Origin of the sequence: Chloroflexus sp., assembly GCF_034435895.1 — a bacterium.
Classification (GTDB): Bacteria; Chloroflexota; Chloroflexia; order Chloroflexales; family Chloroflexaceae; genus Chloroflexus.
On record NZ_DAOTWH010000129.1, the window covers coordinates 18519 to 31730 of the forward strand.

13 protein-coding genes and 1 pseudogene are annotated in these 13212 nt (G+C 60.7%); 7 read left to right on the forward strand and 7 right to left on the reverse strand.

Annotated elements, in window-relative coordinates:
• Positions 1–586: 586 nt before the first annotated feature.
• Positions 587–988 (reverse strand): cyclic nucleotide-binding/CBS domain-containing protein, encoded by a 402-nt coding sequence (locus U9R81_RS07710; protein ID WP_322494910.1) that lies wholly within the window; start codon positions 986–988, stop codon positions 587–589.
• A 212-nt stretch (positions 989–1200) separates the two neighbouring features.
• On the opposite strand from U9R81_RS07710, the gene U9R81_RS07715 reads away from it, so the two are divergent.
• The 6 genes from U9R81_RS07715 (at position 1201) to U9R81_RS07740 (ending at position 7260) form a co-directional block, all read left to right on the forward strand.
• Positions 1201–1869 carry a phosphatidylserine decarboxylase gene (locus U9R81_RS07715; RefSeq protein ID WP_322494911.1) on the forward strand — a complete coding sequence of 223 codons (669 nt, stop codon included), beginning with the start codon at positions 1201–1203 and terminating at the stop codon, positions 1867–1869.
• A gap of 10 nt (positions 1870–1879) precedes the next feature.
• Positions 1880–2728, forward strand: coding sequence for a RibD family protein (locus tag U9R81_RS07720; RefSeq protein WP_322494912.1), 849 nt, complete (start codon positions 1880–1882; stop codon positions 2726–2728).
• Between the two features lie 35 nt (positions 2729–2763).
• On the forward strand, positions 2764–3375 hold the full coding sequence (locus U9R81_RS07725; protein ID WP_322494913.1) for a sigma-70 family RNA polymerase sigma factor: 612 nt from the start codon (positions 2764–2766) through the stop codon (positions 3373–3375).
• Positions 3376–3404: 29 nt separating this feature from the next.
• Positions 3405–4157 (forward strand): anti-sigma factor family protein, encoded by a 753-nt coding sequence (locus U9R81_RS07730; RefSeq protein WP_322494914.1) that lies wholly within the window; start codon positions 3405–3407, stop codon positions 4155–4157.
• A gap of 279 nt (positions 4158–4436) precedes the next feature.
• Complete coding sequence (locus U9R81_RS07735) at positions 4437–5963, forward strand: PAS domain S-box protein (RefSeq protein WP_322494915.1); 1527 nt, start codon at positions 4437–4439, stop codon at positions 5961–5963.
• A 106-nt stretch (positions 5964–6069) separates the two neighbouring features.
• Entirely contained in the window at positions 6070–7260 is a 1191-nt protein-coding gene (locus tag U9R81_RS07740) for an amidohydrolase (protein ID WP_322494916.1), read from the forward strand.
• Positions 7261–7348: 88 nt separating this feature from the next.
• On the opposite strand, the gene U9R81_RS07745 is transcribed toward U9R81_RS07740, so the two are convergent.
• Together U9R81_RS07745 and U9R81_RS07750 are read right to left on the reverse strand one after the other, a co-directional pair.
• On the reverse strand, positions 7349–8278 hold the full coding sequence (locus U9R81_RS07745; protein ID WP_322494917.1) for an MBL fold metallo-hydrolase: 930 nt from the start codon (positions 8276–8278) through the stop codon (positions 7349–7351).
• Positions 8279–9102: 824 nt separating this feature from the next.
• The gene (locus U9R81_RS07750; protein ID WP_322494918.1) at positions 9103–10572 is read right to left on the reverse strand and encodes an aldehyde dehydrogenase family protein; all 1470 of its coding nucleotides are present in this window, start codon (positions 10570–10572) and stop codon (positions 9103–9105) included.
• A gap of 246 nt (positions 10573–10818) precedes the next feature.
• Between U9R81_RS07750 and U9R81_RS07755 the strand changes: the two genes are divergently transcribed.
• Complete coding sequence (locus tag U9R81_RS07755) at positions 10819–11019, forward strand: hypothetical protein (RefSeq protein ID WP_322494919.1); 201 nt, start codon at positions 10819–10821, stop codon at positions 11017–11019.
• On the opposite strand, the gene U9R81_RS07760 is transcribed toward U9R81_RS07755, so the two are convergent.
• From U9R81_RS07760 to U9R81_RS07775, 4 genes and pseudogenes are all read right to left on the reverse strand, one after another.
• Positions 11016–11471, reverse strand: a complete 456-nt coding sequence (locus U9R81_RS07760; protein ID WP_322494920.1) for a SufE family protein — start codon at positions 11469–11471, stop codon at positions 11016–11018. The genes U9R81_RS07755 and U9R81_RS07760 overlap by 4 nt on opposite strands.
• A 134-nt stretch (positions 11472–11605) precedes the next feature.
• A complete protein-coding gene (locus U9R81_RS07765) occupies positions 11606–11929 on the reverse strand; it encodes a hypothetical protein (RefSeq protein ID WP_066783871.1) in 324 nt (107 codons plus the stop codon).
• A gap of 63 nt (positions 11930–11992) precedes the next feature.
• A complete protein-coding gene (locus tag U9R81_RS07770) occupies positions 11993–12721 on the reverse strand; it encodes a hypothetical protein (protein WP_322494921.1) in 729 nt (242 codons plus the stop codon).
• Positions 12718–13212, reverse strand: a pseudogene (locus U9R81_RS07775) (hypothetical protein); the annotation flags it as partial. The gene U9R81_RS07770 and the pseudogene U9R81_RS07775, both read right to left, overlap by 4 nt.

Genomic DNA, 13212 nt, shown 5'->3' on the forward strand with positions numbered 1-13212 from the left:
CCACTGGCCCGCGAAAGCCCGTTGCAAGAGGCATAGCCCCCAACCTCGACCCTCCCTCGCTGGGTTCAAGGGCGGACAGAACGTATGAGCGCAGATGCGGTTCATGGCTTTGCGATGCATCGTTTCGCCCTCACCCCCAACCCCTCTCCCACTGGCGCGGGAGAGGGGAGCGGAGAGCTAAGCAATGTGTGTTCGCCCTTGAACAATCCCATCCGGTGAGCGGTCATGATGCGCGGAGCGGATCCGTTCGCTAAAGCAGGAGATTGCTTCGGTCGGGCGGCGCCCCGCTGCGCGGGGTGTCGCCCCTCCCTCGCAATGACAACAGGAAAGCGGGATCTGCTTCACCCTCACCCCCTACCCCGTTTCCACTGGCGTGGGAGCGGGGCGCTACAGTGTTCCGCTCCACGGTGCCTGTCACGAAGATACGGCAGCTCCCCCTCTCCCCCCCTGACGGTGGGAGAGGGAGCCGGGGGTGAGGGCCATCTGCCTGCGCAGCGGGCGAGCCACCCGCGCTCCGCATCCTAGCACGTAAAGGCGGGTTGCAAACCCGCCCTTACCCTCGTTGCAGCGATGGAGCAACCCGCTGCTACTCGTTGGCAATATCGCGCACCACGTCTGTCACTGACAGCACACCGATCGGGCGCAGGCCCTTTTCGCCCGGTTCGACGACTACCACCCGATGGATCCGGCGTTCCATCATCAGGCGACTGGCATGCTGCAGCGTGTCTTGGGGTGTCACCGACACCACATCGGTAATCATAATATGGCCTGCCGTCAAACCGCGCCAATGCTTCCAGTACTGTTCGTACAGGCGCGCATTCACCAGATCGGTACGCGAGACCAAGCCGACCATATACCCATCATCATCAACGACCACCAGTGCGCTGATGTCTTGTTCCGACATCTGACGGGCGACATCTTGGATCGGGGTCTCGCGCCGGCAGGTCAACACACCAACATGCATCACTTCGCCAACCGTCCGCTCCATGGGGCCTTCCTTTCACGACACAAAGATTCCGCAAACAATCATGATTGCCATAGTGTAATCAATCTGACACACCGCGTCAATATGGAAAGTGGTCAGCGTAGTTTGCATCATATCAACTGTAGTCACAACTGACAAGCATTTGCGCAGGCTGCCCCTTCATGCTAGAATCACATTATCGTGAGTGATACTTTCATCAGTCGGCGGGTAGATATATGCCAGAGCCAACGACCAATCAGCGCCAACCTTCCTTGCCCGGCCTTGATGCCGAAGCGACGGCCGTGGTCGGCATCGGCTTGGGGTTGACCGGTCTTGCCCTTGGATTACGGCCACGGCTAGCGCCGGCAACCTTGGCGCTCACGGCCTTGGCAGCGGCGCTCTTCCGCAATCCGCGTCGCATCCCGCCCGACGAATCGCGCACCGTCTTTGCGATTGCCGATGGTCGCATCCAAGGGGTGCGTGAGGTCTACGAACATCGCTTCGTCCACAGCGATTGTCTCCGCCTTACCACGGTAATTGGCCCGCTTGATGTGCCGATCTGCCGCGCTCCGATTGCCGGGAGGGTCGCATACCTTGAACAGGCGAGGGGAGATTACCGCCCGTTGCGTGATCCGCAAGCCCCTGAACGCAACCAACGCCTCTACATCGGCATCGAGACCGCTTGGGGGCCAGTGTTGCTCTCAATTATTGCTGCGCCGCTGGGGCGCTGGTTACGCTGCGAGACAACCCAAGGCGCAACCCTTGCCGCCGGCGCCCGCATTGCCAGTATCCGGTTTGGCGGGCAAGTTGATCTCTACATCCAGCGTGATGTGCTCGAACCACAGGTGATGCCGGGTGATCGCACGCTCGCCGGGCAGAGCCGGCTCGGCGCCGTGGTGGTCTGAGCGCAGGCGCATGATCAGCCCGTTTACCCTCTTGTTTGAAGAGGAACCTAACCGCGGCCCCGGTTTGCCGGCAGAGCTGCGCGCCATCTACGGCGGCGATTGGCGACTGCCCGCGATTCCTGCGCACCGTCCCGCTGTATGGACAAACTTTGTCATCTCGCACGATGGCCGGATCGCGTTCAATCAGCCGGGTTGGAACGGCGGCAATGCGATCAGCCGCAATAGCCGTCACGACCACTGGTTGATGGAATTGGTGCGCGCTCGCGCCGATGCGATCCTCGTCGGCGCCGCCACCCTGCGCGCAGCCCGTCGCCATCGTTGGGAAGCGGGGGAATTGGTTGATTGGCCGGCTTTTGCCGCCTTGCGCGCCAGTGAAGAGCGGCCTCCGCTACCGGCGCTAGTGATCCTCTCGGCAACCGGTGCGTTGCCGGCAGCGACTGCGCTTACCTTGCCACGAGCACTCTTTCTCATCACTACCGCCCACGGCGCCGAGCGCGCGCTCGCCACTTACTCCCAGCTCACGTGTCTAGTTGGCGCTGACGGCCAGATCGATCTGCCCGCTGCCTTCGCTACGCTGCGCCAACACTATGGCATTCGCACTCTCCTCAGCGAAGGCGGCGGGCGCACCTACGGCTCCCTACTCTTTACCCAACTTATTGATGAAGTCTTTCTGACCCTTAGCCCGATCATCGTGGGCAATCCATCCCCACCGGCGCCACCCCGTCCCAGCTTGGTCGAAAGCGTTGGGTTTGCCCCGCAACATCCGCCGCGTCTCCGCCTGATCAGTCTTCGGCGCGTCGGCGATATGCTCTTCCAGCGCGCGCAATTACACTTTGCAACGGATGCCGAAACGGTATAATAGAGTGCAGGCTGGCACGGGAGACGAGCGATTGCATGGCAAACGAAGAACAACGCCTAATCAGCGCGGCGCAAGCGGGCGACCTCGAGGCATTTAACCAGATTGTGCGGCTGTACGAGACGCGCGTCTACAACCTCTGCTATCGCATGTTGGGTGATGCCGATGCAGCCGCCGATGCCACCCAAGACGCTTTTATCGCCGCTTTTCGCAATGTGCGCAATTTTCGCGGCGGCGTGTTCAAAGCATGGCTGCTGCGGATTGCCACAAACGCCTGCTACGATGTCCTGCGCGCGCGCAAACGACGACCAGCGGTTTCGCTTGACAGCACGGACAATGAAGATGACAACACCCGCACCGAAGTGCCCGATCCGGGTGAGAGCCTCGATGATATGGTGGTACGGCAAGAATTGAGCGCCGCTATCCAACAAGGGTTGGCCGAACTCCCGGAAGACCAGCGCATTGTCATTATCCTGAGCGATATTCAGGGGTTAGCCTATGAGGAGATTGCGCAAATTACCGGGGTGCAATTGGGTACGGTGAAATCGCGGTTGAGCCGGGCACGGGCCAAATTGCGCGATATCTTGCGCGTCGGGGAACTCTTGCCGGCAAAATTCCGTCTAGATGATGAGTCAGATAAATCAAAATGATACCCGGCTGATAGCCGAATGAGAAATCGATGACAACGTCGCCAGCCTCCCAATCAGAATTGCCAGAGCGCGATCTCGAATTGCTCTCGGCTTATCTAGATAACGAATTAACCCCCGCCGACCGCACTGCGCTTGAGCAACGTCTGGCGAGCGAGCCGCGGCTGCGCCGCGAACTGGCTGAACTCCGCGCGACCCGCGATCTCTTGCGTGAACAGCCATGGGTCACGCCACCCCGGTCATTTACGCTCACCCCAAACATGGCCGGCATACGCCCACGCCGGTTTGCCTTGCCAAGCTGGTTGCAACCGCTCAGCGGGTTGGCCGCGCTGGCGCTGGTCATGCTCATTGGTTGGCAAGTGCTGCGCCTCAACAGTGGCGCCTCACCTGCCGGCCAACCACAGGTGATGATGGTGCCGGAAACGACGCCGGCTGCGATGAGCGCCGCAAGGATTGATCCAACCGAAGCGGCTGCAGCGCCCGCAGCGGCGGCTGCGATGAATGAACGCAATGAGCAGGTCACTGAAGCGACGGCTGGAGTCCTAGCGAGCGAGCCTACAGGCGAAAAAGAAACGACGGTGATGCAACAACCCGCGCAGGGAGGCGGCGCAGACGGGATTGCACCGGGAGCAGGCGGTAACGCTGGCCCGCCGCCCGACGCGCAACGCCAAGCACCGCCGCCAACCCAGCCGCCTAGCCCGCCACCGCTGCCGGTCGTGATTGGCTTGGCTATTCTGCTCCTCATTGCCGCTGGGGTTTGGTTCGCGCGCCGCAATGCTGAGTAACCGGTCGTCTGGCAACAAGACCTTGATTTCACCGAGTGCGGCCATTTAGCTGCCGCACTCGATCATTATTTACGGCAACCTGTACGTAGCATATCCTGCTCTCACCAAGCTCAACAAACCGGGTTGAATTTCTTTGCCATGCCCGTCATAATTGCCTAAATATGCCATCAACTCGCAATATTTCGAGCAGCATTTGCTCAATCATCTATTAGCTACAATGTGCTATACTGAGCAAAGTATAGCCATCCTCACCTCATTTGGGTATTAGGAACCGCAGGTATGATCGCTGACCATCTTGCCATAGCCAACACGCTGCGCACTTGGTTCCCCAACGTGCCTTCACCTGACCGCCCCCTCCTTGTTGCGTTGGCTGACGCGCTTAGCACCAACAACCCCTCGCATCTGCTCGCCGTGATTCGAAGTGAAGGCTCGATTGCAGCCGGTTTTCAGCGGCTCGACGCCACCCGTCGCCAAGCAACCAAACTGCTGAGCGATCAACCCGCCGCTGCTGGCCCCATCGCTGATATTATTGCCGCCGCCCAACAAATGTTGATCGCTAAAGAGGAAGCATTACTACGGCGCGAACACATGCTCAACCAGCGCCCTGAGCAGAGCTTTCTCACCTCGCCGTTAGCGATAATCGAAGCCAACGAGTATGGCATCATTACGCGCTGGAACCCGGCTGCCGAGCGCATTTTTGGCTGGAGCGCCAATGAAGCGATCGGGAAAAACGCGATTGAGTTGCTCGTTCCTGATGTTACCCGTGAACACGTCGAAGCGATGGTCAATGCTCTCCTGAGCGGGCAAGCCGCTAATACCCGGAATGCTAATATCACCAAAGATGGCCGGATCATCATCTGCCAGTGGTACAACGCCGTCCTCCACCATCCTGATGGCCGGGTCGCCGGTTGGATATCACAAACCGAAGATATTACCGATCAGATTCGCGCCGAAGAGGCATTGCGCGAAAGCCAGCGCCGGCTCGATAGCTTGATCCGTCATTTGCCCGGCATTGCGTATCGTGTACGCAACGACGCCAAATGGACGGCAGAATTTATGAGCGAAGGCACGCTAGCAATCACCGGCTATCCAGCGAGCGATTTTCTGCCTTCAGAAGGTCAAATGCCCCGACTTTCCTTTGGTGATCTCATTTTGCCCGAGGATGCAGCGGCAATCAGGGAAAGCGTGCATACAGCATTAGCGCAGCGTCGCCAATTCGAGATCACGTATCGTATTCGCCACGCCAATGGCGGTATTCGTTGGTTGTGGGAACGCGGCGCCGGCGTATTCGATGACGATGGCAATGCCATTGCCATCGAAGGATTTATTACCGATGTCACCGCCGAACGGCAGGCCGCCGAAGAGTGGCAAGCGCTGAATGAGCGTATCATTGCGGCCCAGCAAGCTGCCCTGCGCGAACTAAGTACGCCGATCGTGCCGATCAGTCAGGGGGTGATTGCGATGCCGTTGATCGGTAGTATCGACAGCATGCGCGCCCAGCAAATCATTGAGACGCTGCTGGAAGGGGTGAACACGACCGGCGCCCACATTGTCATTCTCGATGTCACCGGCGTGCCGGTGGTCGATACCCAAGTCGCCAATACCCTTCTGCGCTCAGCGCAGGCGGTACGTTTGTTGGGGGCGGAGGTGTTACTGACTGGGATTCGCCCTGAAGTCGCCCAAACTATCGTCGGCTTGGGGTTAGATCTGAGCCATATCCGCACTATGGCATCCCTGCAAGACGGTATCTTGTACGCATTGGGCCGGCAAGAAAAAGCTCGTCCGCGATCGCAACGCATGGTGTGACCATTGTCTGGAGGAGCGGCGGTGACGCGCGTTGTCACTGCGCTTGCCGGTATCTGGAGGATACACGAGTATCGCTCGTGTTGAATAATAAACATAGGAGAGAGGTATGATGCTCGAACGCGCTCGCGCGCTGGCCGATGAACTTGTCCGCCTTCGCCGCGACATTCACGCTCACCCCGAACTTGGTTTTCAAGAGCGCCGCACTGCGGCGCTCGTCACTGACACCTTGCACGAGATCGGCGGCATTAAGGTGACAACCGGCGTAGCCAAGACTGGCGTGGTCGGTGAGCTTGGCGATGGCGATGGGCCGGTGATCGCGATCCGGGCCGATATGGATGCATTGCCCATCCTCGAAGAGAATCAGGTCGAATATGCCTCGACCAACCCCGGTGTGATGCATGCCTGCGGTCACGATGCCCATACCGCGATGTTGCTTGGCGCCGCCCACCTCTTGCGCGAGCGGTTCGCCGCCGAGAACCTGCGCGGGAAGGTGCGCTTCCTCTTTCAGCCTTCCGAAGAGGGGTGGGATGACGCGGCCAAGAGCGGCGGTCTGCGTATGGTCGAAGAGGGTGCGCTCGATGGGGTTGATGCGGTGATCGCCCTCCACGTCGACTCGACCCTGCCGGTTGGGCAGGTCACGATCCGCGGCGGGTGGACATCGGCGGCGGTTGATGATTTCAAGGGCTACATTCGCGGCACCGGCGGCCACGGCGCCTACCCGCATCTCGGCACTGACCCGGTCTTTATGCTGTCGCATGTGCTCAATGCGCTCTTCGGCATCCGCGCCCGCCTGATCAATCCGATGGAACCGGCAATCCTGAGTGTGGGCACGGTGCGCGGCGGCCATGCTTCTAACGTCATCCCCAGCGAGATCTTTGTCCAAGGCACGTTGCGCAGCTTCAGCGAAGAGGTACGGGCCAAACTCGCCCGCGAGGTTGAGCGGGCGTTTGCCGTGGCCGAAGCCTTTGGCGGCAGCGCCGAAGTCAAGATTACCCGTGGCTACCCCGCCGGCTGGAATGACGAACGAGTGGCGGAATGGATGAGCAATGTGGCCGGTGAGTTTCTTGGCCCCGATGCCATTGACCGTTCGCGCACCGGTATGGGAGCCGAGGATTTCGCCTATATGACCAAGAAGGCTCCCGGCGCGATGCTGATGCTCGGTGCAGCCATTGATGACGGTATCATGCGCGCCCACCACACTCCCATCTTCGACATCGATGAGCGAGCGCTGCCAGTAGGCACGGCGATCTTGGCTGAAACAGCCCTGCGCTTCTTGCGCGGCGAAGTGACGTTGTAGGGAGAATGTGGAAATAGGACACGGATGAACATGGTTCACACGGATTGGCACAGTTATCTGCACCGTGCCAATCCGTGCCCCATGCTGCTTACCCTGCCCCCAACCCGCCCAGCTTCTGCCAATAGCGCGCCAAGCCGCGCCAACTCAGGTTAAGCGGGCCGGTTTGCTGAACAATAGCCAACTGCTCAGCCGGTGAGAGGGTGGCCGCTTCGCTGGCCAGCGCCGCCTCAAGTGCAGCGACGCCGGTTGCTTCATCGTGACCAGCCAGTAGACTCTGCCGCACAATCTCGGCCCACTGCCGCAACCGCAAACGGGCATCGGCCAAATGAAACGCCACATCGTCATACGCGCCGAAGTGGGTCAAGCACAACCATTGCGGGTGCAGCCGCTCGATCAGATCGTGGGTACGTCCCCACGCTTCTAGATCAACATCGGGTGGTGGCGTTGCCGGACGGGTCATGCGCACGCCGGGCAAGCGCACCCCGGTATTGTCACCCACAAACGCCACCCCATTTGACTCATCAAACCAAACCAGATGGTGCTTAGCATGGCCGGGAGCGTCAAAAGCACGCAAGGTATGGCCGTTGAGCCGTAACGTCTCACCACCGGTATAGACCCGAATGCGTTCCGGCGCAACTGGCCGCACATCACCCCACAATGACTCCATCCGATCGCCGTACAGTTGGCCCGCGCTGGTGAGCAGACGTGATGGATCAATCAGATGCGGCGCGCCACGCTCATGAACATGCACCACCAGATGCGGATTTTCAGCCGCCAATAGCCCGGTCGCCCCGGCATGGTCGAGGTGAATGTGCGACAACACCACGGCTCGCAAATCGGCTACCGTGAGACCCTGCGCATCAAGCCCAGCCTTCAACGCCGGCAAGGTGCTGGCCGGCCCCGGATCGACCAGCGCCGGCTCATCACCGAGCAGAAGGAAGGTACCGATCACATGTGGACGGCCAAGATGGTAAACATCGATCAGGGCAATATTGCGTGGGGTGGGGTAGACATCCATACGGTTTGGACAATGCCTTTCTGGTACAAAATTAGCTTGTTTGTATTATATGCACAGCAATGACTGGTGGCGAATCAACAATGAGCGCCGCGCGAACGCGCGGCGCTGACGCTCTGTTCCCTACGCTGACATGTTCAAGGGCGGACAAAACACATGAGCATCGACACGGTTGATGGCTTTGAGATACGCTATTTCACCCCCAGCCCCTCTCCCGCTGGCGCGGGTTTAAGGACAGACAGAATGCACGAGTGTAGATGCGTTTGAGGGCTTTGCGATGCGTCGTTTCGCCCTCACCCCCAGCCCTCTCCCACTGGCGCGGGTTTAAGGGCGGACCGAACATCTGTCCGACACCCGGCCCTAAAGGGCCGGGCTACGCTTACGAAGCCCGCTGCGCGGGCTGATGCCCCACCCCTTGCCTTTCCCCCGCTGGGGGAGGGGTGATGGGGAACGCAGCACCGGGCTTTGAGGCATCGTACAGCGATCAACCGTTGTAATCAATCAAATGTGCTGTCCGTACTTCAACTGGCGCGGGAGAGGGGAGCAGAGCGAAGCTTTGAGGCATCGCACAACGATCAACGGTTACACTCGATCGCATGTTCTGTCCGCCCCTTAACGATGGCATGATTGTGGGACGAACCACACAGCCATGCTGCTGGCCTGCCCGCTGCTCGGGTACGGTTTGGGGGAGGCGCACGGACGTGAGGCTTTTATCCCCTGCTGGGCCTTGGGGCCAACCCCATGGCTGTGCTGCTGGTCTGCCCCTTCGCTGACGCGGTATGTTTGAAGCCGCACAGCCGTGCGGCTCTACGGGCATTATTGGCGATTTACGATGATTGGCGGCCATACGGATACCACCACGGCTTGCGCGCCATGGTGAAATCCCAATGGACGTGCTTGGTTTCGAGAAATTCTTCTAACCCCTCTTCACCCAACTCGCGCGCGCCGCCGCTGAACTTCATCCCGCCAAACGGCCCGGCATCATTGTCGGTTAGGGGATCGTTGACCCAACAGGTGCCGGCCTTCACCTCTTCGTAGTACTGCTTGACCTTGCGCGGGTCGTTGGTGTAGAGATTGGCCCCCAAACCGTAATCGCAATCATTGACCAGTTCGATCGCCTCATCGAAGGTGCGGTAGGTCATGATGGGAATGGTTGGGCCAAAGGTCTCTTCGCGCATAATGCGGAAGCTGTGATCGACGTTGGTTAGCACGGTCGGTTCGTAAAAGAAGCCACGGCTGAATTGCGGCGGTCGTCTCCCGCCGGTCAGGATGGTCGCACCGCGTGCCCGCGCCTCCTCGACGTGATCCTCAACCTTGGCGCGGTATTTCTCGCCGACCAGCGGGCCAATGTCGGTGTCGGGATCCATCCCCGGCCCCAACCGCAACGAACGCACAAACTCCACCAGCCGTTCGGTGAAGGGGCGGGCAATCGACTCATGCACGTAGACCCGCTCGGTACTGGTGCAGACTTGGCCGGCATTGAGCAGCGCCGCCCATGCTACGCCGGGCACTGCCACGTCGAGATCGGCGTCCTCGGCGACGATAAACGCATCTTTGCCGCCCAATTCAAGGTGCGTCTTCTTGACCCGTTCGGCGGCTAGCCGGGCAATCTCGCGCCCAGTGGCAAAGCTGCCGGTGAACGCAATCATCTGGGTGCGCGGGCTGACCACCAGCTCGCGGCCCACATCACCAAAACCGGTCAGAATGTTAAGCACGCCGGGAGGCAAGTGATCGCAGCACAGCTCGGCGAAGCGCAACGTCGCCAGCGGCGTCATCTCGCTCGGCTTGAGCACGACGGTATTGCCGGCAGCCAGCGCCGGCGCCACCTTCCACGACATCAGCAACAACGGGTAGTTCCACGGCACAATCGCCGCCACCACCCCATACGGCTCTTTCAACACCATCGCCAGTTGGGTCGGCTCGACCGACGGGATCACCCGCCCGCGGGAGTTACGCTGCAACTCGGCGTAGTAGTCAAAACAGGCCGCGCACCAGCCAATCTCATCGCGGTTTTCGACCAGCGGCTTGCCGCCCTCCAGCGTCAACAGCGTCGCCAGCTCTTCGGCGTGCGCCCGCATCTTGTGGGCAATCTCGTGCAGGGCATGCGCCTTGTCATGCGCTGTCGCGCGCCGCCACTCACGAAACGCCCGTTCGGCGGCAATCATCGCCTGTTCGGCATCAGCAGCCGTTGCCCGCGGCACGTACTCGATCACCTCTTCGGTGGCCGGGTTATGCACCGGAAAGACCTCGCCTTGCGCTGCTGCCTGCCATTGACCGTTAATGAGCATTGCCGGCATGAAACCTCCTTGTTTCGCTTGAGTAATAAGTGGACGTATACTGCACCACAGAGGGCGCGGAGGAACACGGCACAACGAAGGATGTGTCATTTGTGCCCGCCCAGCGGAATCCGTGGCATCCCTGTTCGCTGTTCAGCATGATCACAGTGTTTGTAAAGGAAATGCCATTATTTCCCAACTTGACGAAGCGCGTCATAAACTCTATAGTAGGATTGTGAGCAATAGCACAAATGGTGGAGACATCAAATGATTATCCGGCTGTTTGATTCTGAACCGACGACTGCTACCCCCGCTTGCCAAGGGCGCCGGCGGCGCTGCCGGCTCGTGCATGGCTCGCCGCACGTCTACCGCCGCGCATTGCTCTACCGGCTCGGCATTGCCGATGGTCGCCGCCCAGCGGTGGTCTTTAATACGATCGCCCAAGCCCTGCGCAACGCCCGCGTCTAAGCCGTCCCCGCCGGTTCTTGCTCCAGCAGGCGCAAGGCCTGCCGCTTCATATAGACCAGCAGCGCGCCAATCCCGTTCAAGCGCTGCGGGCTCAGCACCTGATGCAATCCCATCTGCTGGATAAAGTCGCTCGACACCGCCAGCGCCTGCGCAGGGGTCAAGCCGTTCATCCCCTCGCGCAAGATGGCGGCGAAGCCACGGATCGTCGGCGCTTCCGGCGGCACATCGATATGGTAGACAATCTGCTCGCCGTCGCGCTGCGCGATCACAAACACTGGCGACATACACTCATGCACCTGCTCCATGCCGCGGTGATCGCGCAATTCGGGCGGCAATGGTGGCAACTGATCCGAAAACTCCAGCAACAGTTCTAGCTTCTCTTCACGGCTGGCCGCGCCAAAATCAGCCGCGATTTCAGCCAGCCGCGGCGGGATGAAGGTGTGGTCATTCATATTAGTGATTCCGTGTTCCTCAAGCAACGAATGGCATCCTGCATCGCGAGATGGCGCCAACCGACGCGCTGCGTAGCTAACAAGCACGGCGGCGGAACGCGCGGGTGCGTTTTCCATTCCCCGCTCCCGCCGCTTCACCGTCGTTGCAGCAGGCCGATCAACGCACCCAGCACCCGCGCCCGATATTCAGTGGCAGTAGCGACATTGGCTTGGTGAATCTCGAACAGTCCGCTATCCACCTCCAACATGCCACCCGGCCCTTCCCGCATCGGCACGGTCGCTTCGCAATCGCCATCGAGCCGGATGATGGTCTTGGCCGCCGGGCGTGGTGTTTCAGCACTGGCAGCCGGCCCAACCACGACATACGACGTCGTGACCTCCATCACAGCCGCATCGGCCACGTAAGCGGCTACTTTAGCCGCGGCGCTGCGGATCGAATTTTCTAGTTCGCTGGCCATCACGATGCTCCTTAATTCGGCGCGGGAGTGGCGAGACGTTGCGGTGCAGCGTCTCTACAGGCATCATACCATCGGTTGGTGTACTTCGGCCACTACTTCTTGCACAAATTGCCAGACTGCCGGCAGCGCCATGAGGGCGCCAGCCGGTGACGTAACCATGGTGGCGACGATAGCGGCGCCACGGCCGACCAACCCGATCAAGCGCAATAGTCCGGCGCGCGAGCGGAGGGCCAGCGCCAGCGTTTGGTAGTGGAGCGCCGCTTGGGTGGCATCAATCCCGGCTATCAGCAGCGAACGGGCATCGCCGTGCCAGTTGATCCGGGTGCGCCCAATCAGTCTCCCGCCCTGCACCGTTTCGACCGTCGCGTACCCGCCGAGCGCCTCGCGGGCCTGCGCGGTCAGGGCCGCAATCTGCTCTTGCGCCGCCTGCCATTGCGCTTGCAGCGTATCGCTCAAGCCAAAACTCGCCCCCTCCGGCTGCGCTGCCCACAACCCGTTCAGCAAGGCTTGTTCGGCGGGTGGCAGCGCCGAACTGAAACTGACGGCCCCGCTTGCTACCCGCTGCAAACGGAGCTCGACCGTCGCCAGCGCCGCTTCGTGCGCACCGAGCTGAGCCAACGCCGCGCGCAAGGCCGCCTGCGCTGCCGCCGGATCGTCCGGCAAACGCGCCTGCCAAATCACATCGGGTTGTTCGCCAAGTGAAAACGAGCTGCCAACGGCCTGCGCTTGCCACGGCCCCGGCGGTGCGATGGCCGCCGGCAACGGCTCGATGACGGTAAACACCGCGTTCATTTGCCTTGCAATGCGCTCAACAGACCTGCCGCCGCTGCGGCAATGGCTTTTACCATCTCGGCCCGGTTGGCTTGCGCCTGTTGTACCATACTCACATGGATGGCCCACAAGCGCTCATCAACCCCCTCATCGCTCAGCGGCACCAGCACCTGCGTATCGCCGTCAAGGCTCATCCGGGTGACAGCGCGGAGGGTTGCGCCGCGGAAATCGCCTTGCCGGTAATTGATCGCCTCTGGCGTTTCGGCGACGTAGGTCTCCACCTCCAGATGGGCGGCATCGGTAATCACCTGCTGCAACGTTGCCGCCAACCGCTCGCCGAATTGCTGCAACGACTCGGTCAGCTTCTGCACGGCTTCCGCCGGTTTGTTGCCGAATAAGCCAAAGCTGGCCGCCGCATCGGGCAGCGCCACCGGAATGACCGGCGTCTCCGGCGGCAGGCTGCCAGCGGGTACCGGCACGGCTGCCTGTACCACTGGCGTGACCGGCGGCGG

Excerpts from the sequence above, each read along its gene's own strand:
- U9R81_RS07755 (WP_322494919.1), top strand. The coding sequence starts at position 10,819 with ATGATTATCCGGCTGTTTGATTCTGAACCGACGACTGCTACCCCCGCT.
- U9R81_RS07720 (WP_322494912.1), top strand. The coding sequence starts at position 1,880 with ATGATCAGCCCGTTTACCCTCTTGTTTGAAGAGGAACCTAACCGCGGC.
- U9R81_RS07745 (WP_322494917.1), bottom strand. The coding sequence starts at position 8,278 with ATGGATGTCTACCCCACCCCACGCAATATTGCCCTGATCGATGTTTAC.
- U9R81_RS07735 (WP_322494915.1), top strand. The coding sequence starts at position 4,437 with ATGATCGCTGACCATCTTGCCATAGCCAACACGCTGCGCACTTGGTTC.
- U9R81_RS07760 (WP_322494920.1), bottom strand. The coding sequence starts at position 11,471 with ATGAATGACCACACCTTCATCCCGCCGCGGCTGGCTGAAATCGCGGCT.
- U9R81_RS07715 (WP_322494911.1), top strand. The coding sequence starts at position 1,201 with ATGCCAGAGCCAACGACCAATCAGCGCCAACCTTCCTTGCCCGGCCTT.
- U9R81_RS07710 (WP_322494910.1), bottom strand. The coding sequence starts at position 988 with ATGGAGCGGACGGTTGGCGAAGTGATGCATGTTGGTGTGTTGACCTGC.
- U9R81_RS07740 (WP_322494916.1), top strand. The coding sequence starts at position 6,070 with ATGATGCTCGAACGCGCTCGCGCGCTGGCCGATGAACTTGTCCGCCTT.
- U9R81_RS07770 (WP_322494921.1), bottom strand. The coding sequence starts at position 12,721 with ATGAACGCGGTGTTTACCGTCATCGAGCCGTTGCCGGCGGCCATCGCA.
- U9R81_RS07750 (WP_322494918.1), bottom strand. The coding sequence starts at position 10,572 with ATGCCGGCAATGCTCATTAACGGTCAATGGCAGGCAGCAGCGCAAGGC.
- U9R81_RS07725 (WP_322494913.1), top strand. The coding sequence starts at position 2,764 with ATGGCAAACGAAGAACAACGCCTAATCAGCGCGGCGCAAGCGGGCGAC.
- U9R81_RS07730 (WP_322494914.1), top strand. The coding sequence starts at position 3,405 with ATGACAACGTCGCCAGCCTCCCAATCAGAATTGCCAGAGCGCGATCTC.
- U9R81_RS07765 (WP_066783871.1), bottom strand. The coding sequence starts at position 11,929 with ATGGCCAGCGAACTAGAAAATTCGATCCGCAGCGCCGCGGCTAAAGTA.